Origin of the sequence: Streptococcus sp. CF7_Ac1-12 (genome assembly GCF_024295905.1) — a bacterium.
Taxonomy (GTDB): Bacteria; Bacillota; Bacilli; order Lactobacillales; family Streptococcaceae; genus Streptococcus; species Streptococcus mitis_AP.
This window is the reverse complement of record NZ_JANCPG010000004.1, coordinates 26226-46792: the sequence shown is the minus strand read 5'-3', so window position 1 is coordinate 46792 and position 20567 is coordinate 26226. Positions and strand designations below refer to the sequence as shown.

Below are 20567 nucleotides of genomic sequence, written 5' to 3'. Positions count from 1 at the left end.
TCCTATGTAAATTAACCTTATAGCCTATTATTCTAATTTTTTTATTCAAAAGGCTACTATTCTTTCCAGTTTTATGGTAAAATCTTTAACGGAGAAGGAAAATCGAGGTGAAAATATGGCAATTCCAAAGTATCAATATATTAAAGATGAGTTAAAGAACAAAATCATTTCTGGTCAATTTGCCAGTGGAGATAAATTCTACACTGAAGCTGAATTGATTGCAATGTATGATGTAAGTTCTATCACAGTTGTTCGCGCCTTAAACGACCTTGCCAAGGATGGCTATATTGTCCGCCAACAAGGAAAGGGTACATTCGTTTCACGCGCACGCAAACACAAACTCGTAGAGTTTTCAGATGTAGAAGTTTTTGAAACTAAAGATGATAAAGTTACCGTCCTTTCTATTGAGCGTGGAAACAAACTAAGCTACTTAGAAAAACTTGGACTACGCGGAGATCAGTTCTACTACAAGATTGAACGCATACGCGAAACAGGTGGTGTTGTCTACATCTACCATACATCTTACATTCCAGAACAATACATCAACGCAAATTATCCAAATCTTGAATATTATAGCTCTATCTATAACCGTTTCAAATTGGATTACCACATTCACATGAATGATGAACATTTTGAAGAAATCAATGAAATAGCATTTCCAACTCCAGAACATGCGGCTTCGGTCCTCGGAGTCGATGAACAATTCCCAACCGTTTTACAAACCAAGACTACTAAACTAGAGTCTACTGGTCAAGTTCTCGCTTACAGCGAAACATATAAACGAGCGGATTACTACAAAATCAAATTCATTTCATGTGACCGTGATCACTAAGAAGAAAGCCTAAGCCTAAGCGCTTGGGCTTTTTCTATGTTTATTATATGACATTAAAAGTATATTTTCTATATGTTAATTAAGATAGACTAAATTTGTTTAAATTTTACTAAAATATAGGGAATCTTTTTATAAAAATAGCTTTAATAAAAAAGAAAAATCGAAGTTCTACTACTCCTATAAATAGAGTAATAGAAATTCGATTTTTATTCTAATTATCCTAAACCAAGACGTTCAAAGATATCATCCACTCGTTTAGTGTAATAAAGAGGGTTGAAGATTTCATCGATTTCTTCTTGTGTGAGGCGTGATGTCACTTCTGGATCTGCCTCAAGAAGTGGTTTAAAGTCTACTTGATTGTCCCAAGAGTAGGCTGTTTTTGGTTGCACCAAATCATAGGCTTGCTCACGAGTCATGCCTTTTTCAATCAAGGTCAACATAGCACGTTGGCTAAAGATCAGACCAAACGTAGAGTTCATATTGCGAATCATGTTTTCTGGGAAGACTGTCAAATTCTTGACAATATTTCCAAAGCGGTTGAGCATGTAGTCAATCAAGATAGTTGTATCTGGTGTGATGATGCGCTCAGCTGATGAGTGAGAGATATCACGTTCGTGCCAGAGAGCAACGTTTTCATAGGCTGTAATCATGTGACCACGGATAACACGCGCAAGGCCTGTCATGTTCTCAGAACCGATAGGGTTGCGTTTGTGAGGCATTGCAGATGAACCTTTTTGCCCTTTAGCAAAGAATTCTTCTACTTCGCGTTGTTCAGACTTTTGCAAACCGCGAATCTCAGTCGCCATGCGCTCAATAGAAGTCGCGATGCTGGCAAGAACTGCAAAGTACTCAGCGTGAAGGTCACGAGGAAGAACCTGTGTTGAGATTTCTTGAGCACGGATACCAAGCTTGTCGCAGACGTATTGCTCAACGAATGGCGGGATATTGGCAAAGTTTCCAACCGCACCAGAAATCTTACCAGCTTCCACACCAGCAGCCGCATGCTCGAAACGCTCGATATTGCGCTTCATTTCGCTGTACCAAGTTGCCAATTTAAGACCGAAAGTTGTCGGCTCAGCGTGTACCCCGTGGGTACGACCCATCATGATGGTAAACTTGTGCTCCTTAGCCTTATCAGCGATGATGTTGGTGAAGTTTTCAAGGTCACGACGGATGATGTCGTTGGCCTGCTTGTAGAGGTAACCGTAGGCCGTATCTACTACGTCGGTAGAAGTCAAACCATAGTGAACCCACTTACGCTCTTCACCAAGTGTTTCAGAAACCGCACGTGTGAAAGCCACCACATCGTGACGCGTCTCCTGCTCAATCTCCAAAATACGGTCGATGTCAAAGTCCGCTTTTTCGCGAATCAAAGCCACATCTTCCTTAGGGATTTCCCCCAACTCAGCCCATGCCTCGTCAGCCAAGATTTCCACCTCAAGCCAAGCACGGTATTTGTTTTCTTCACTCCAAATGTTCGCCATCTCAGGGCGAGAGTAACGGTTGATCATGTTGTTCATTTTTCCTTTCTTTTGTTTAAAGTTTCAGTTCAAGGAAGTCCGTATTCAGTTAAACGAAAACGAGGCTATTCTTCCTTTCTATAAATAATTTCATATTTAAATGCTTCCACCTAAATCAATAAATTTAATCATTCCTTCATAAAGAGAGGATTCATAAGAATTTTTAGAGCTTGTTTTTCTCGATGAGTTTTCTGATTTTAACATTTTTATTAGTTCTTTTGAACCATTATTTCTAAAAATCTCTTTCCATATTGTAATTTTATCAGCTAACTTATTATTTCCCCAGATTGAATAGCGCTTCATAATACTATTTTTCCCATTTTCATAAATATTTCGAATACTTTGTTTCATTTCTGGAGTATATTGAGTATTCGAAAAATCTAATCTGTATTGAGCTATACAAATGCCAGAGTGGCTGATAATACTGCAAATCAACCAGTGTTCATTAGTAGTATCTTCAAAATACGGATTTATCAACATACTATCGTCATCCAATTTATTAAGATTACATTCATGGCAAGATGGTATTAGATTTATTGGTGTTACTGCAAAGATAGGAAACTTTGATTGGGGTAAAAGATGATCTAGCTCACTAACGTCTCCCTGTTCACAGTATGAACACTTATGAAAATTTCTTTTATCGTTTGTTTTTAACCATGTATATAAACTATCATTGAACTTTTTACGTAATCTTTCCTCATAAAGATATTTCATCTCTTCAAAGCCCACATCTCTTGAAACTATACATTGTTCCTCTTTTAATAAATACAATTCACCTGTAGATGCTAAAGAACGATAAAATTCTTCGAATATAACTATTCTATCTTTACATAATTCAAATAGATTAAAATAATCTACTTCCTCACCATTAATCAATTTCTTCTTTTGAATACCATGAGTTAAGTCATAAAAAATATCATCCAGTGTCAGATATGGAATCTCTAATTTACGCATCAGGTCCATCACCTAACTCTCTCTCTAAAATTTTCGACAATAATAATTTATATCCTAAAGACCCCATTTTATTATCAAATCTGCTTAAAGACTCTTCAAAATCAAGCCCCTCTCTCGCAATTTGATTAATAAGCGTATTAAATCCTGATTCTTTCGCTTCTAAATTAAAAACTTCAAAAGTTAAACTACCAATATCTTGAGCAAACGTCTCAATATCTGGTCTATGAGCATCCATCGCATCAGATTTAACATCTCTCGTTAGTTTATAAACACAATCTTTTTGTACCTCTTGAAGAATTACTGGCGAGTGTGTAGCCAAAATCGCAACTCCATTTCTCTTTATAAGTAGATGAGATAGACTCCTTATAAAACTACTTAACAATGGGGGATGTAGATGTAATTCAGGTTCATCTAGAATAACTAATGTCTTTTCAAATGCTAGTTCTACTAACTTTGTAATTGTAAGTAATACAATCTTATGCCCTGAACTTAAACTACTAAATATTTTATATGATTCCATATTAAACTTACGAAGATCTGAGTAAGTCTGAAAAGTATCAGAAAGTAGATGAACATTTGTTTGGCTAAAGATAGGATCGCTATACAATATGTTTATACAATCTCTCCAAAGTTTAGGTTTTTTTCTCAATGTTAACCTTAAACTTTCAATAAATACCGCATTCCATCCCTCAGGAACATAGTTAATGATTTCTCCATCTTGTTCCCTTAAAAAATTACATTTTTCTGGTTTTTTAGCTTCAGTTTTATTTGATAAATGATAATATAAATAACCATTGCTTCTATCTTCACTCTCTTCAAATAATTTTTTATTTTCAAAATTACTAAAGTTTACTGAGATTATGTTTGAAAAAAAATTATCTTGATACTCTGTATTAAATGAAAATCGCTCATCTTTGTTTATTGCACTGTCGACCATCTCTGTTAATAGATAAGATTTCCCAACTCCGTTTCTCCCAATAATTGCATGTATATTTGAAGCTGGAAATTTTTGAGGATTCACTCTAAAATCCAATGAACAACTTTCTGTCATTCTAAACGAGAAATCATAGTCTGATAGCTTCGTATTCCCTTCAGCTAAACGAAAATATTTATTTTCAATTGTTGAACTTAATATACCTCTAGTTAAAGAAACCTGAAAAACATCTGTATCCTTTACTTTTTCATACAAAGCTTTATTGAATGCAACATCCCTTAAAGAAGTTAAAATATATTCTCTCTGTTCCTTAGCTATTCTATCAATTTCATAATAAAAGCTTTCATCTGTAACTAATGAGAAGAAGTCATCTGGTAAGTTTTCAAATTCTGAAGGTAAGCGTGGAACCCTTCCTAGCATCGTCATCTCGCCTATCTTCAGTGAGCCAATGTTTATTATAGACATATTTTCCTTAATATAAAAAGAATAAGTGGTTTCGTATTTAAACCAGTCATCCCAGTTACTATGAATTAGATAATATCCATCATCACCCGCTTTAATTTCGTCATAAGAATCAACTAATTTAAAAGTCATATTTCTTTCTCATTTCCTTCAAACTCCTCTTTTCCAATAAACACAGATGGATAGTGTGGTAATTCATTGAGATCAGTATCCAATGGTAAATCATAAATTGCTAAATAGTTTTCAGGATATTGAACAACTAGCTCCTCATATTTGGCCTTCACCTTTTCGTTGTCACTACTAGCAAACAAGACTTCGACGACTGCTCCAGTCTTATCCTTTTCAATAAATGCATTTACGATGATTTGAATCATAGACATCACCTAAAAATCAATTCCTTCCCCAAACTCTTCCACACCATCCGGCACATCACTAAACAAAGTGACATGTCCCATCTTGCGGTTGTGCTTCGCTTCTATTTTACCATACATGTGGAGGTGGGCGCTTGGATTTTCTGTGACGTATGTTTCAGCAGCCTCGACATGCTGTCCGAGAACGTTGAGCATGACAGCTAGGGCATGTAGGTGAATAGCTGGCAATGGTGCTCCCAGAACACCCAAGATATGGGTGTCAAATTGTGAGAAGTCGCAGGCTTCAATTGAATAATGCCCAGAGTTGTGTGGTCGTGGAGCGATTTCATTGACGATGATATCATCAGCTGTCGCAAACATTTCTACGCAGAGAGTTCCAGAGAGACTCAGCTGTTCTGCGATACGTACAGCCATGGCTTTGGCTTTTTCAGCTAGACTTTCTGAAATGCGAGCTGGCACGATGGTTTTTGACAGGATGTTGTTACGGTGGATATTTTCCTGAACTGGGAAAACCGTCACGTCCTTGCCATTTCCTGACACGATGACAGAAATTTCAAGGTCAAAATTGACAAATTCTTCCAAGACACAATCTGCTGAGTCTGCTAGTTCATAGGCTTCTTCCAAGTCTGCTTCTGAGCGAATGACCTTTTGCCCATGCCCGTCATAGCCACCAGTCGCAGTCTTGAGGACATAGTTTTTGGACAGGTCAATCTCCGCCAAGTCTTGACTAGAATTTACAACCTTGTAAGGAGCCACCGTTACTTGAGCCTTGTTAGAAAGGAAGTCCTTTTCAAAAATCCGGTTTTGGGAGATGCGAAGTAGATCGGTTCCTTGAGGGAGTTGTCCATCCTTGATAACAGCATCCAAACCGTCGGCATCGACATTTTCAAATTCATAAGTGAGAACATCACAGCGGTCCGCCAGCTGACGAAGGGCATCCACATCGTCATAAGGAGCCACGATGATTTCCGCAACGCGAGAGGCCGGGCAATCCGCCGCAGGATCCAGCGCGATAACCTTGTGACCCATATAGATAGCAGAAATGGCCATCATCTGACCCAGTTGACCACCACCGATAATGCCGATTGTTTTAGATGAGCTCATTCGTCGACTCCTCTGCGATTTTTCCTTGTTCTTCTGCAAAATCTGCCAAAGCTGTCGCAATAGCTTGGTCCTCTACTGAGAGGAGACGGAGGGCAAAGAGAGCCGCATTTGTCGCACCAGCTTCACCAATAGCCATTGTCGCCACAGGCACACCGCCCGGCATCTGAACGATAGAATAGAGCGAGTCCACGCCACTAAGGGCACGTGATTTGACGGGCACCCCAATGACTGGAAGGGTTGTTTTAGCTGCGACCATACCTGGCAAATGGGCTGCGCCTCCAGCACCCGCTATGATGACCTTGATACCGCGACTACGTGCTTCCTCCGCATGTTTAAACATGAGGTCTGGTGTACGGTGTGCAGAAACAACTTTCTTTTCGTAGGCTACACCAAAGCGATCTAGGACTTCTGCGGTTTTTTGCATGGTTGCCCAGTCGGATTTTGAGCCCATGATAATGGAAATTACTGATTTCATTTCTTTTCCTTTTTCCTCTTTTTCAACAATCACCTTAAGTTGTGAGGGACGGCAGCAGCCACCAAAGGTGTCTCATGCCTAAATCGGAAGCCCAAGGTCTTCCAATTTCCCTGAACGATTGTATTGTCATTCAATCGTTCTTGCACAACAGCGGTGATTGTTCTATATTAGCTCGCTAACGCTCGCAAATCAAACGACTATTAACGTACTTGACGACTGCATCGCTTTTTTCTTATACCTTTATCGAATAGCTTTACTTCCGATATCTGTTCGGTAGAAGAGGCCTTCTGTTTTTTGTTGGGCGAATTCTTGGTAGATGGTGTCCTGGGCTTCTTTGACGGTGGCTGCTGTGGTGACGAGCATATAAACTCGTCCTCCGTTTGATAGCAGTGCTCTGCTATTTTCCGAAAACTTAGCCCCGGCATAGTAGGTGATGATGTCCCCTTCTGTCTTGGCTGACAACTTGACACCTTTTTCATAGTCTAGCGGATAACCGTTGGATGCGACAACTACACCCAGAGTCACCCCCTTGTCCTTCCAAGTGATATTTGCTTCCTTGCCATCCAGAATATCCGTGATATTTTTGGCAAAATCAGAGGTTAATCGAGGCAGGATAATTTGCGTTTCTGGATCTCCAAAGCGAGCGTTGAACTCGATGACTTTAGGGCCATCAGCTGTCAAGATAAGACCTGCGTAAAGGACACCCAGATAAGGGCGACCTTCTTTAATCATGCCCTCAAGGACTGGCTTGACAATAGTCTTAACCGCTGTATCAACTACACTCTGTGACAAGTGTGGAACTGGTGCGTAGGCACCCATACCGCCCGTGTTAGGCCCCTTATCGCCATCATAGGCACGTTTGTGGTCCTGAGCTGTTGGCATGATGTAGAACTTATCACCATTGACAAAGGCAAAGAGTGAGAATTCTTCCCCTTCGAGGAATTCCTCTATGACCACACGCGCACCTGAGTCACCAAATTTATTGTCCAATAGCATCTCGTGAGTGGCTTCGATGGCTTGCTCGACTGTCTCAGCAACAACGACACCTTTTCCAAGGGCCAAACCATCTGCCTTGACTACGATAGGTGCACCCTGCTTTTCGATATAGGCCTTGGCTTCCTCGAAATCTGAAAATGAACCATAGGTTGCTGTCGGAACGCCATATTTGACCATGATTTCCTTGGCAAAATCCTTGGACCACTCCAGCTCTGCCGCCAATCTTGTCGGACCAAAGGCTTTGAGACCAGCTTGGTTAAAATCATCCACGATACCAGCAGCAAGGGCATCATCTGGACCGATAAAGGTCCAAGCAATATCGTTGGCCTTTGCGAAGTCAATCAATTTAAAATGTTCGGAAATAGAGATGTCCACCAATTCCAGATCATCCAGAGTCATACCGTCATTTCCAGGAGCAACAAAAACCTTTTCTACCTCTTTTGACTCAAGCAACTTCTTAGCAATGGCATGTTCACGACCACCCGATCCGACAACTAACAGCTTCATCTTATAACCTCTTTTGCGAATTATTTAATAACATTATACCATAAACGTTCGTTTTAATCTCGTTTCACTCCGCGTTTTTACGCAAAAAAGGAAAGAAACTGCTTTCTTCCCTTTAACGTTCTTAATGTCTAAAATGTCTCACTCCTGTGAAGACCATAGTCAAGCCGTATTTGTCAGCAGCTTCGATGGATTCCTGATCACGGACCGATCCACCTGGCTGGATGATAGCCTTAATTCCCGCTTTGGCGATTTCTTCCACGTTATCCGCGAATGGGAAGAAGGCATCCGAAGCAAGGACAGAACCGTCAAGACGATCTTTAGCTTGTTCAATCGCAATACGAACAGAAGCCACACGGTTGGTTTGACCTGGGCCAACACCAAGTGTCATGTGGTCGTTAGTCACAATGATACCGTTGGATTTGACATACTTGATGGCTTTCCAAGCGAACTCAAATGCTATCGCTTCTGTCTCTGTCGGTTGGCGTTTGGTTACCACTTCCCAGTCAGCTGGGCTTTCTTTGACCACGTCTTGGTTTTGCACGAGAAGTCCACCAACCACGCCTGTGTATTCTGCTTCCACTTCGCTAGCCTCTTGAGCGTCAAATGGCAAGGCAAGGATACGCAAGTTTTTCTTTTTGTTGGTTAAAATAGCTAGCGCTTCATTCGTATAGCTTGGTGCGATGATGATTTCAAGGAAAACGCCATGCATCTTCTCAGCTGTCGCAGCATCCACCTCACGGTTGAGAACGACAATCCCACCAAAGATAGAAACTGGGTCAGACTCATAAGCGTAGTCCCAAGCTGTTTCGATATCATCAGCTTGACCAATCCCACATGGGTTCATGTGTTTGAGAGCCACAACGGTTGGACGGTCTTTGAAGTCACGGATAATACGAATGGCCGCATCAGCGTCACGGATATTATTGAATGACAATTCTTTCCCATTGAGCTGTTTAGCTGAAGCAATCGAATAGTCTGTTGGCAAAGCTTTTTGGTAGAAATCCGCGTCTTGTTGAGGGTTCTCACCGTAACGCATGGCTTGTTTGAGGTCATAGGTCAAAGTGAGCTTTTCAGGTTTGCTTTCTCCGACTTGAGCTGTGAAATACTCTGCAATCAAGGCGTCATAAGCCGCTGTGTGACGAAATACTTTGGCTGCCAAACGTTGACGCGTTTCGTAAGTCGTTTCACCATTGGCTGACAACTCGTCCAAAACCACTGTATAGTCAGCAGGGTCTACCACAACCGTCACGCTAGCGTGGTTTTTGGCTGCTGAACGAAGCATAGATGGCCCACCGATGTCAATATTTTCCACTGCATCAGCGTAAGTCACGTCTGGCTTGAGAATGGTCTCCTTAAATGGATAAAGGTTGACCACTACAAGGTCAATGAGCTCGATTTGATTGTCTTTGGCCGCTTCCAGGTGACTATTCAAGTCACGACGAGCGAGGAGTCCACCGTGTATATTTGGATGAAGGGTCTTAACACGACCATCCATCATTTCTGGAAAACCAGTCACATCATCGATAGCAATGGTGTCCACTCCAGCATTATCAAGGGCAACCTTGGTCCCACCCGTCGAGATAATCTCCCAACCAAGTTTTTTGAGTTCTTGGGCAAATTCAACAATGCCCACTTTGTCTGAGACACTGATTAAAGCTTTTTTCGTCATTCTATTCTTCTTTCTTTAGGTCCAAGCGCATAGCGACTTCGTTATTTTCTTCTATAAATCCTGTTTCCTGAAAACCCAAACTAGTCAACAGGTGCTTCATTTTTTCATTTCCAACCACATAATCTGCAACAATATGACTGCAAGCTCTATCCATCTGAGCCTCTTTGATTAGAACTTCCAAGGCTTTTCGACCATAACCTCTTCCTTGGTACTGCTGACCAATCATTATCCGCCAGATAAAGTATTCCGCTTCATCCACGTCTATTTCCAGCAGGAGAAAGCCAACCACTTGCTTATCCCAATAGATTGCCCTCGGAAACACATCTTCATTTTCCCGATAGAGCCATGCGTCAGCTAAAGAGCGTACATTTGGAGCTACGAAACGTGCTCGTTCATCAGCTTCAGATATTTTCAAATCCAACACTGCCTGAAAACTGCTCTCATCTACTAATTTCATCTCAATCATTTTTTTCTCCTAGCAATATTGCACAATCAAAACTTGATTTACTTCTTACCTTCTCCCTACCCCTAAACTCTCGAGAACTTCTGGATAGAGCTGATATTCCGCTTCATGAATGCGATCTTCAAAGCTGTCAATGGTATCATCAGCTAATCGTGGTACACGTACTTGTTTGATGACCTTTCCTGTATCCACACCTGAGTCCACCCAGTGCATGGTCACACCAGACTGATTCACCCCAGCATTATCAAGGGCAACCTTGGTTCCACCTGTCGAGATAATCTCCCAACCAAGTTTTTTAAGTTCTTGGACAAATTCAACAATGCCCGCTTTGTCTGAGACGCTGATTAAGGCACGTTTAGTCATTATATTCTCCTTTTTAATCATTAGTTAAACACCAATTAAATGCAGTAACAGTAAAATAAAATAAGCAAAACCAAGGCTAAGCATACCTAAGATATTGACCCATTTTCTAGTCTGTGATTTGAACACTCTTATAAAAATTTGATAAATCAGTAAGCCTACACAAACACCTAGCGTATTTAAAGCCAAATCCGTTATATCTGTTATACCTATTGCTAAAATATACTGTAAGCACTCAAACAATAAACTAATCAAGAAACCTGTTCCGACTATTCTTAAACTAGATAAATTAGTTTTTATCAGAGGGAAACAAACACCTAATGGAATAAAGGAAATCAGATTAAATAACATTTCAGCAAAAACAATTTTTCCATCTACTATTAATGGTTCCGAAAATGGAATCCAATTGATGTACCTTGGAGCTAAGAAAAATGCTATAAATTCAGGATTGGTCTCAAACTTAAATAAGATTCCCCAAGTTAATAACATCAGATAGACATAAAATACATATCGAGTTGTTTTTTTAGATTCTAACATTACAAATACCTCCGTTTGAAGCCGTCTTCAACAATCACTGACTCCAATTTTGAATCAAAGATATCATATGAATCATCAAAAAGTCAATCTGTAAATAGAGCCTTCACTACTTCCGGATACAACTTGTACTCTGCCTCATGAATGCGAGCTTCAAAACTGTCAATCGTATCATCAGCCAGCCTTGGCACGCGCACTTGTTTGATAATCTTTCCTGTATCCACACCTGAATCCACCCAATGAATGGTCACGCCGCTCTCAGCAACTCCAGCATTCCAAGCATCCTCAATCCCATGAGCTCCTGGAAATTCTGGCAAATAAGCTGGGTGAATGTTGATAATCCGACCTTCATAAGCCGCCAATAAGGTTGGCCCAACGATTTTCATGTAGCCTGCTAGGCAAACTAAGTCAATCTGGTGTTCTTCCAAGAGTTCGACAAGGGCTGCTTCGTAGTCTGCCTTGCTCTCAAACTCCTTGAGTTCAAAAGCATAGGACAGAACGCCAAGCTTGTCTGCACGTTCGAGCACATAGGCGTCACGATGGTCTGAAAAGACAAACTCCACTGGAAATTCTTCGGCAATCACCTGAAAATTTGAGCCATTACCAGAGGCAAAAACCGCTATTCTTTTCATTTGATGATGACACTTTCGTTTTCTTTCTTGACGATGCGACCAATTTCATAGACTGGTTCATCCAACAATTCCTTGACACGAATTACATTTTCAGGGCTAACTGCTAGCATAAGTCCCACACCCATATTGAAAATTTCAAACATTTCTTTATGTTTGATTTCACCGTATTTCTCAAGAGCTTTGAAAATCGGTAAAACTGGAATCTTGTCTTCCTCAATCTCAGCAGCCAAGTCAGCTGCAAACATACGAGGGACATTTTCGATAAAGCCACCACCTGTGATGTGGGCAATGCCGTTGACCAACTCTTCTTTGATGAGTGGCAAAACAGCCTTGACATAGATACGAGTCGGCTCAAGAAGAACTTCCTTGAGTTGCTTGCCTTCCAATTCTGGCAGGACTTCCTCACCTGTGTAATCCGCAAAGACACGACGGACGAGAGAGTAACCATTGGAATGAATCCCACTTGAAGCAAGTCCGAGAAGAACATCTCCCTCTGCCACTTTTGAACCGTCAATGATTTGAGATTTTTCAGCCACACCGACCGCAAAACCTGCCAAGTCATAGTCAGCTTCGCCGTACATGCCAGGCATCTCAGCTGTTTCCCCACCAATGAGGGCAGCGCCTGCCTGCACACAACCTTCTGCCACACCAGCGACAACTTGTTCTAGCTTAGCTGGTTCATTCTTCCCTGTCGCTACGTAGTCAAGGAAATAGAGGGGCTCCGCACCTGCAGCGATGATATCATTGACACACATGGCCACACAGTCCTGACCGATGGTATCGTGCTTGTCGTACTTGATAGCCAGCATGAGTTTGGTTCCGACACCGTCAGTTCCTGAAATCAAGACAGGTTCTTTAACCCCAGTCTTTGAAAGGTCAAACATACCACCAAAGCCACCAAGAGCTCCCATGACACCTGCACGCTCCGTACGAGCCACGTGCTTTTTAATCCGTTCAACAACTTCATAACCCGCTTCAACATCCACACCAGATTGAGCGTACGCATTTTTATTTGCCATTTTATTTTTCCTTTTCTTTAATGGAGAATCTGTCATCTATTTGTAAAAACTGGTCTTTTCTTCTAAACTTCTACGATAATCTTCTTCGTAGTCGTAGAGAGGCGTTGGGTAGTCACCGTCAAAGTAAGCGACACAGAGACCGCCATTTGGCGCATCTGTTTCAATACCAATCGAATCAATCAATCCCTCAACAGAAAGATAAGTCAGACTGTCCGCACCAATGATTTGGCGAGTTTCTTCGACCGTATGATTAGCCGCAATCAGTTCCTGACGGGTCTGGATATCAATCCCGTAGAAACATGGATAAGCTAGCGCTGGACTACCAATGGCAACGTGAACCTCAGTCGCACCAGCTTCTTTCAAGAGCTGAACGATACGACGCGAGGTTGTTCCACGTACAATAGAGTCATCAATCATAACCACACGCTTGCCTTTTACAACACCAGAAACAGCAGACAGTTTCATCCGCACCCCTTGCTCCCGCAATTCTTGAGTCGGCTGGATAAAGGTACGTTGCGTGTATTGGTTCTTGATAAGTCCCATTTCATTTGGCAAACCGGATTCTTCCGCAAATCCCATGGCTGCGCTAAGGGAAGAATTGGGCACACCGACCACAATATCCGCCTCATGCTTGAATTCACGCGCCAATTGGGCACCCATACGTTTGCGAGCCGTATGGACATTGACACCGTGGATATTAGAATCAGGGCGGGCAAAATAGATATACTCCATAGAACAAATCGCGAGCTGAGTATCATCCGTATAGCTATCATACTGGATTCCCTTGTCATCAATGATCACAATCTCACCTGGCTTCAAATCACGAATCCACTCTGCACCAATAACCTCAAAAGCACAGGTTTCAGATGAAACAACCACCGCTCCGTTGGCCATTTTCCCGATAGAAAGCGGACGGAAGCCATTTGGGTCAAGAGCCGCAATCAACTTGTCCTCAAACAGCAGGATATAAGCAAAGCCACCTTTGACAAGGCTGAGCGCTTCCTTGATTTTGCCCATCAAGTTCGGATTGTGACTACGACGAATGAGATGAGCCAAGATTTCCGAGTCCGAAGTCGCGCTGAAAATCGCTCCTCGTTCTTCCAATTCTTTCTTGAGAGAGGCCGCATTGGTCAGGTTCCCATTATGAGCCAAGCCAAACTGCATATCGTGAAAACGGAAGAGGAAGGGCTGGATGTTATCTACAGAAGCTTCGCCAGCAGTCGCGTAACGCACATGCCCAATCGCACCAGTTCCCGTCAATTTATCTAAGTTAGCAGGATTTCTGAAGACTTCTGATAGAAGACCCATGTCACGATGGCGCTTCAATTGTCCCTGATCATTGGAGAGGATTCCTGCCCCCTCCTGACCACGGTGCTGAAGACTGTGGAGACCAAAATAGGTCAATTTAGCAGCATCTGGATGTCCCCAGATACCGAAAACACCGCATTCTTCATTAAGAGATTTTACTTCGTATGTCATTTTTTATACCTAATTTTCATTTGCAATCATCATGAGCTAGATTTACATGACTTTTACATTACTGATACTATCTATTAGAAAATCTGCAAGTCTTATTTTCCAGTAAAGTATTTAACCGCCGACGCAAACAGGTGCTGGTCTTTATTGCCTGGGATATTTTGGAAAAGACCGTCCTCATAACGTTCTGAGTGGCCCATCTTACCGATGATTTGGCCATTCTTGCTAGTAATTCCCTCTATAGCATTTACAGAACCATTTGGATTGTACTTAGAATCCATACTTGGTTTGCCGTTAAAGTCAACATATTGGCTGAAAATTTGTCCATTGTCACGGAGTTCAGCGAATTCCTCAGCCGTCACAACAAATTTCCCTTCACCGTGTGAAACAGGAATGGCATGAATCTCACCAACTTGCACCCCATCCAACCATGGCGAGTTGGTATTGGCAATCCGAGTTTCCACCATCTTGGCCACGTGTTGGTTGGCATCATTGTAGAAGAGGGTTGGGCTAGTACTATTGGCATCTTCAAAGTTCCCGTATGGAAGAAGACCTGATTTGACGAGTGCTTGGAATCCATTACAGATACCGATAATCAAGCCACCACGAGCGATAAAGCTATCAATAGCTGCACGCACTTTTTCATTAAGCAGAATATTGACAATAAACTTGGCTGAACCATCTGGCTCGTCCGCAGCTGAGAATCCACCTGCAAAGAAGAGAATGTTAGCCTTTCCAATATTGTCAACCATAGTTTCAACTGACTTGACAATAGCTTCTTCATTCAAGGTCACGAATGGCACCAAGTTAACCTCTGCACCTTCTTTCTCAAAGGCTTTAGCTGAATCATATTCTGAGTTGGTTCCTGGGAAGACTGGGATATAGACCATAGGTTTTTCAACCTTTTCTTTTGCTTTAATCACAATATCTGATACCACAGCTGGTACTTCAGCCAGTTCTTTCGCTTGAGTAAATTCTGTCGGGTAAACTCCCTCCAGCTTGCCTTGGAAGGCACTGTCAAGTTTGTGTCCATCTAGCTTCACACCGTTGACAATCAGTGTAAAGTCTGCACTTGTTTGACCGATTTTCTCTACTCCAGCGATTTCTTCAGGAGATGTGAAGACAAATCCGCCCAATTGTGCTGTCAAAGAACTTTCAAGTTCAGGCAAGATCACCTCTGCACCGATATGATTTCCAAAGGTAGCAAGAGCCAAGCTTTCAACGACACCACCGTATTTAACAGCTGATGCAGATGTTACTTTGTAAGCCTTTTGAAGGGCTTCAAATTGAGCGAAGTTAGACTTGATAAGATCGAAGTCAATCTCTTGAGCCAATGCTTGACCTGGAATGTAATAAATATTTTCCCCAGCAGTCTTGAATTCGGGAGAAAGCACCTTACGGCTATCTGCTGTTGTCACACCAAAGGCAACCAAGGTTGGTGGCACCGTCAATTCTTCAAAGGTACCAGACATGGAGTCCTTACCACCGATAGATGGCAAACCAAGCTGAATTTGTGCCTCGATAGAGCCTAGGAGAGCTGCCACTGGCTGACCAAAACGCTCAGCTTGTTTATCCATGCGCTCGAAATACTCTTGGTAAGAGAAGCGAGCCTTAGACCAGTTGGCACCAGCAGCAACCAAACGAGCAGTTGCTTCGATAACCGCATAAGCAGCACCGTGGTATGGAGACCATTCTGCTACATATGGGTTGAAACCTTGAGCAATGACTGAAGCAATATGAGTCACACCGTGTTGAACTGGCAATTTCTGTACAGATGCCTCAGTTGGAGTGAGTTGATAGCGACCGCCAAGTGGGTGATTGACCGTTGAGCGTCCAACAGAGCAGTCAAAGATAGTCTGTAATCCTTTTTGACTCGCATGGTTGAGGTCAGATAGAACCGTAAGAGTATCTGCTTCAAGTGTGTTAGCAGATGTTTGACGTTCTTCTGGAAGATTGACATCCTTGTCCACCACCTTTGCATCAACGACCACGCGCACACCATTGGTATCAAGGAAACGACGTTCTAAGTCGACAATTGTTTCACCATTCCAGTGCATGACTAGATTTGGTTTTTCAGTCACTGTCGCAACCACAACAGCGTCAATATTTTCTTTATTACATTCTGCAACGAAGGCATCTACATCCTTAGGACGCACCACAACTGCCATCCGTTCTTGTGATTCAGAGATGGCAATTTCGGTACCATTCAAGCCTTGGTATTTAAGAGGAACTTTATTAAGGTCGATTTCAAGACCGTCTGCTAATTCACCGATAGCTACACAGACACCACCAGCACCAAAGTCATTAGATTTCTTGATGAGACGAGTGACATCGCCATTACGGAAAAGGCGTTGAATCTTGCGTTCTTCGATGGCATTCCCTTTTTGAACCTCTGCTCCAGCAGTCTCTACAGACTCAACTGTTTGAACCTTAGAAGAACCTGTCGCACCACCGACGCCATCACGTCCAGTCTTGCCACCGAGCAGGATAATGACATCCCCCGCTTCCGGTTTTTCACGGACTACATTTTCCTTAGGAGCAGCACCGACAACGGCACCCAACTCCATGCGTTTAGCTACAAAGCCTGGGTGGAAGTACTCACGAACATAGGTCGTCGCAAGCCCAATTTGGTTCCCATATGAAGAATAACCATGAGCCGCTGTCTTCGAAATGACTTGTTGTGGCAATTTACCAGCACGCGTTTCAGAGATTGGTGCTGTAATATCACCTGCACCCGAGATACGCATAGCTTGGTAAACGTATGAACGTCCTGACAATGGGTCACGAATGGCTCCACCGATACAGGTAGCAGCCCCACCAAATGGCTCAATTTCCGTTGGGTGGTTGTGAGTTTCATTCTTGAACATTAGGAGCCATGGCTCTTTCACACCATCAACATCCACTTCGATTTCTACTGAGCAAGCATTGATTTCGTCTGACACTTCCATATCATCCAAACGTCCATTAGCACGCTCATAACGACCGAAAATAGTTGCCATATCCATCAAGGTTTGCGGTTTTTCAGAACGCCCCAACTCATCGCGCATAGCGATATATTTATCATAGGTTGACTGCAATTGCTTTTGGAATTTAGAAGCTGAAAAGTCGATGTGTTTCAACTCTGTCTCAAACGTCGTGTGACGGCAGTGGTCAGACCAGTAAGTGTCCAAAACCTTGAGTTCTGTTTCCGTCGGCACGCGCCCGATTGACTTGAAATAGTCTTGGATAAAGAGTAAATCATCCACTTCCATGGCCATCCCTTGCTCGGCCTTGTAGCGAGCAAAGTCTTCTGCTGTATAGCTTTCAAAGAAAGTCAATTTAGGAATGGTCTTGTCTGACTCTGAAAATTCCTGCTTGGCAATCCCTGTCGTGATGTCCTTGAAACGAGAATCAACTGGGTTGAGCAAGTAATTCTTGACTGCTTCCAACTCAGTCGCATCAATATCTTTATTGACTAAGTAAAGTTGTGCTGTATTAACCGTCACATCACTCGAATTTCCCAACAAAAGCAATGCTTCCTGTGAAGAAGCCGCACGCTGGTCAAACTGCCCTGGCAGGCTTTCAATGGCAAAGAAAGCATAGTTGGCAAGATCCGCCTGTACAGCAGCTTCAGCCAAGACATGGTCTGTCACCTGCTCAGAGAAGATGTGTTTCTCTGCAGGCGCAAACAAGTCCTCAGCCAAGCTAAAGACATCATACACTTGCACAATACGAATACTTTTCAAGCTTGAAAGTCCCAAGTTGTGTTGGAGCTCTCTTACCAAACTCTCTGACTTGACCTGAAAATCAGCCTTTTTTTCAACAAAAATACGTTTATCCATCAATCCTTATTCCTTTATTTCAGCTCTTGCAATGTTCTCAAACGCACTTGAGGTTCTTATTTCAATTCCTGCAACTTTTCCCAAACAATCTCGTAAACGTCTGTTAGTTCTCCCAATCCTCTACGGAGTGAAAAGGTCTGGGGGACCTTTTCAGCCTGAGTCCTTTTAGTTGAGGGACGAAGGTTTTCCGTTGCTAACAGATTATTTCAACCCCTGCAATTTTTCCCAAACAATCTCATAAACATCTGTTAGTTCTCCTAATCCTCTACGGAAAACATCCTTATCCATATGGTTTCCATCCGCATCCCACAAACGGCAGTTATCTGGTGAAAATTCATCTGCCAAGATAATCTTGCCATCCTTGTCAAAACCGAACTCTAGCTTAAAGTCAATCAGCTTGAGTCCAATCTCAGCAAACCAGGCTTTCAAGAGTTCATTAATTCGACGAGTTTCTTCCTTCAAGTAGACAATCTGCTGCTCATCCGCAATTTGTAGAAATTTCACATGCTCGTCATTGATAAATGGGTCATCCAAATCATCATTTTTGTAGTAAAATTCGACAATCGGAGTCTCAAATGCGATTCCCTCATCCACACCAAAACGTTTTGAAAAGGAACCAGCAGTATAGTTGCGGAGCACGACTTCCAAAGGAATAATCTTAACCTTTTTATTGAGTTGTTCCGTGTCTGAAAGCTTCTCCACAAAGTGAGTTGCCACACCAGCCGCATTTAATTTCTCAAAAATAAAAGATGAAATCTGATTATTCAAAACTCCCTTGCCAGCAATCTGCTCCTTCTTAACACCATTGAAAGCAGTCGCCTGGTCCTTGTAAGTTGAAATAATAAGATTTTCATCCTCAGTTGTATAGATATCTTTAGCTTTTCCCGAATAGATCAATTGTTTTGACATTTTAAAGTTCGCCTTTCGTATTACTTGAGCACATTCTACCATAAAAAACCTAAAATTACAAGAATTTAACCGAATAAATAACGTATCACCTCCAAAAATAATAAAGAAAAAACTGTAAGAAAAAGATTTCTCACAGTTTAAAAATTATTTAACTCTAAAAACACGAACATTACTCTTTGTTCAAAAATTGATCTAAATAATAACGTAGGTAACTTTTCTTGCCCGTAATCATCTGCAGGCGACCTTCCACCCCGTACCGAAGTTTTTCAGCCTGCTCCGAAGTTAGATTAGTCTCCGCCTCGATTTTAAAGAAATTCCCTTTCTCAGTCTTAGTAGCTGTCGCATCGATGCTGGTAATAGTAGAATCTAGGAAAAGTTGATTCTTGGCATCATGAGTCGTAGTATAGCGAACAGAATCACCGACCTTAATCCTTGCTACATCTTTTGAACTAAGATAAGCTGTTAGTTTGGCTTTCCCTTCTTTTTCCAAGGACGGATAGAGTTGGGCTAGTAGGGTACCTTCTGCTACCATGGTAGAATCACTGGTCTCAGGATTAAGGTGAAGCACCCCATCCTCACTCGCCGTAATTTTCCCCTTGTCTAAAAGATTTCCCTGAACCTTCTTACCTGACTCTGCCTCCAAGATTTTCTGGGCTAGTAGGGTCAATTCCTGACCAACCTTAGCCAAGTGTTGTGATTTGAGAGACTCCAATTGACTGCTTAAGCCTGACGCATAGGCTTGCTGGGTACCTGAACCTGCATACTGGACACGGTAAGTAGCAAGACTGGCTTCTAACTGAGAAAGCTGTGCTTCTACCTGAGCAATAGCCTGGGCCTTAGATTGCGAATTTTCCTCGCCCTGAGACTTATAAGACTGGTAGAGAGAGTAGGCTAGATTCTGACTGGCCAAGGAAGCACCTGTTTCAATAGCTGACTTAGCTGTCTGGTAATCGCGAATTTTAGCCTCTGTTTGACTGATGAGGTTCCCGATTTCGGCTTGAGTCTGACTAGCTGCTACGTTCTGGGACGCGATGGTCTCATTTTGTTGCGATGTACTAACCCTAAGACTGCCTGCTTGACTGATGTAGTCGCGAAAGGTGGCTTGGTAGCCAAACTTATCCTCCTCTGGAAAGTAATCCGTTCCTTCTTGCAGACTCTTTTGCAAATACTCCAATTGCTTTTTTTGATCCTTAAGTATGTCCAACTGACTAGCATAGGCCTCTGCTTGGATACCCTCTGCCCCTTCTTGATATCGAACCAACAGTTCTCCCTTTTTAACCAGCTTATTTTCTTCCAAATGATTGACAAGAATGCGATTATTGCTAGTTGACTGGATATTTGCAAGGATACGACTAGGCTCAACAGTAGCTCTAGTAGACAAACTCATCTCCTTCTCTGCAAATGTTGCAAATCCAAGCAAAAACACAAGCAGAAGGGACATGGGTACAATCACCCGACTGGAAAAATTATGGTAACGACGATTATAAAACTCCGCACTTTCTAAAAATTCTGGTTTCATCCTCTCCTCT

At 42.2% G+C, this 20567-nt stretch carries 19 protein-coding genes and 1 pseudogene; 1 reads left to right on the top strand and 19 read right to left on the bottom strand.

The window, feature by feature from the left end; translation table 11 throughout:
* The first annotated feature begins 115 nt into the window (after window positions 1-115).
* Entirely contained in the window at window positions 116-832 is a 717-nt protein-coding gene (locus NMM17_RS03105) for a GntR family transcriptional regulator (protein ID WP_254753816.1), read from the top strand.
* Between the two features lie 215 nt (window positions 833-1047).
* Here the strand turns inward: NMM17_RS03105 and purB are convergent, their stop codons facing one another.
* The 19 genes and pseudogenes from purB to comB all read right to left on the bottom strand — a co-directional run bounded on the left by purB (window position 1048) and on the right by comB (window position 20557).
* Window positions 1048-2343 (bottom strand): adenylosuccinate lyase, encoded by a 1296-nt coding sequence (gene purB, locus NMM17_RS03100; RefSeq protein ID WP_012972422.1) that lies wholly within the window; start codon window positions 2341-2343, stop codon window positions 1048-1050.
* Window positions 2344-2448: 105 nt separating this feature from the next.
* Window positions 2449-3306 (bottom strand): HNH endonuclease, encoded by an 858-nt coding sequence (locus NMM17_RS03095; RefSeq protein WP_254753815.1) that lies wholly within the window; start codon window positions 3304-3306, stop codon window positions 2449-2451.
* On the bottom strand, window positions 3299-4834 hold the full coding sequence (locus NMM17_RS03090; protein WP_254753814.1) for an AAA family ATPase: 1536 nt from the start codon (window positions 4832-4834) through the stop codon (window positions 3299-3301). Before NMM17_RS03090 ends, NMM17_RS03095 begins: the two co-directional genes overlap by 8 nt.
* Window positions 4831-5076 (bottom strand): phosphoribosylaminoimidazole carboxylase, encoded by a 246-nt coding sequence (locus tag NMM17_RS03085; RefSeq protein ID WP_254753813.1) that lies wholly within the window; start codon window positions 5074-5076, stop codon window positions 4831-4833. The genes NMM17_RS03090 and NMM17_RS03085 overlap by 4 nt, the downstream gene beginning before the upstream one ends.
* Window positions 5077-5085: 9 nt before the next feature.
* Window positions 5086-6177 (bottom strand): 5-(carboxyamino)imidazole ribonucleotide synthase, encoded by a 1092-nt coding sequence (gene purK, locus NMM17_RS03080; RefSeq protein ID WP_254753812.1) that lies wholly within the window; start codon window positions 6175-6177, stop codon window positions 5086-5088.
* Window positions 6164-6652: a 5-(carboxyamino)imidazole ribonucleotide mutase gene (gene purE / locus NMM17_RS03075; RefSeq protein ID WP_125416735.1), complete on the bottom strand. Its 489-nt coding sequence runs from the start codon at window positions 6650-6652 to the stop codon at window positions 6164-6166. The genes purK and purE overlap by 14 nt, the downstream gene beginning before the upstream one ends.
* A gap of 29 nt (window positions 6653-6681) precedes the next feature.
* A complete protein-coding gene (locus NMM17_RS09660) occupies window positions 6682-6798 on the bottom strand; it encodes a phosphoribosylaminoimidazole carboxylase (RefSeq protein WP_078228439.1) in 117 nt (38 codons plus the stop codon).
* 94 nt (window positions 6799-6892) lie between these two features.
* Complete coding sequence (gene purD, locus NMM17_RS03065; RefSeq protein WP_254753811.1) at window positions 6893-8155, bottom strand: phosphoribosylamine--glycine ligase; 1263 nt, start codon at window positions 8153-8155, stop codon at window positions 6893-6895.
* Between the two features lie 121 nt (window positions 8156-8276).
* Complete coding sequence (gene purH / locus NMM17_RS03060) at window positions 8277-9824, bottom strand: bifunctional phosphoribosylaminoimidazolecarboxamide formyltransferase/IMP cyclohydrolase (protein WP_000161908.1); 1548 nt, start codon at window positions 9822-9824, stop codon at window positions 8277-8279.
* Window position 9825: 1 nt separating this feature from the next.
* On the bottom strand, window positions 9826-10290 hold the full coding sequence (locus NMM17_RS03055) for a GNAT family N-acetyltransferase (protein WP_000571850.1): 465 nt from the start codon (window positions 10288-10290) through the stop codon (window positions 9826-9828).
* Window positions 10291-10335: 45 nt separating this feature from the next.
* A pseudogene (locus tag NMM17_RS03050) lies at window positions 10336-10629 on the bottom strand (formyltransferase family protein); the annotation flags it as partial.
* Window positions 10630-10674: 45 nt separating this feature from the next.
* Window positions 10675-11184 carry a VanZ family protein gene (locus NMM17_RS03045; protein ID WP_000894015.1) on the bottom strand — a complete coding sequence of 170 codons (510 nt, stop codon included), beginning with the start codon at window positions 11182-11184 and terminating at the stop codon, window positions 10675-10677.
* A gap of 83 nt (window positions 11185-11267) precedes the next feature.
* Window positions 11268-11813 (bottom strand): phosphoribosylglycinamide formyltransferase, encoded by a 546-nt coding sequence (purN, locus tag NMM17_RS03040; protein ID WP_000820825.1) that lies wholly within the window; start codon window positions 11811-11813, stop codon window positions 11268-11270.
* The gene (purM, locus tag NMM17_RS03035) at window positions 11810-12832 is read right to left on the bottom strand and encodes a phosphoribosylformylglycinamidine cyclo-ligase (protein WP_001284583.1); all 1023 of its coding nucleotides are present in this window, start codon (window positions 12830-12832) and stop codon (window positions 11810-11812) included. The genes purN and purM overlap by 4 nt, the downstream gene beginning before the upstream one ends.
* 36 nt (window positions 12833-12868) lie before the next feature.
* Entirely contained in the window at window positions 12869-14311 is a 1443-nt protein-coding gene (gene purF / locus NMM17_RS03030; RefSeq protein WP_000220646.1) for an amidophosphoribosyltransferase, read from the bottom strand.
* A gap of 92 nt (window positions 14312-14403) precedes the next feature.
* Window positions 14404-18129, bottom strand: a complete 3726-nt coding sequence (locus NMM17_RS03025) for a phosphoribosylformylglycinamidine synthase (protein WP_254753810.1) — start codon at window positions 18127-18129, stop codon at window positions 14404-14406.
* 56 nt (window positions 18130-18185) lie between these two features.
* Window positions 18186-18329 (bottom strand): phosphoribosylaminoimidazolesuccinocarboxamide synthase, encoded by a 144-nt coding sequence (locus tag NMM17_RS09655; RefSeq protein WP_368406693.1) that lies wholly within the window; start codon window positions 18327-18329, stop codon window positions 18186-18188.
* Between the two features lies 1 nt (window position 18330).
* Entirely contained in the window at window positions 18331-19038 is a 708-nt protein-coding gene (purC, locus tag NMM17_RS03015; protein WP_254753809.1) for a phosphoribosylaminoimidazolesuccinocarboxamide synthase, read from the bottom strand.
* 169 nt (window positions 19039-19207) lie between these two features.
* Complete coding sequence (gene comB / locus NMM17_RS03010; RefSeq protein ID WP_254753808.1) at window positions 19208-20557, bottom strand: competence pheromone export protein ComB; 1350 nt, start codon at window positions 20555-20557, stop codon at window positions 19208-19210.
* Between the last annotated feature and the right edge of the window lie 10 nt (window positions 20558-20567).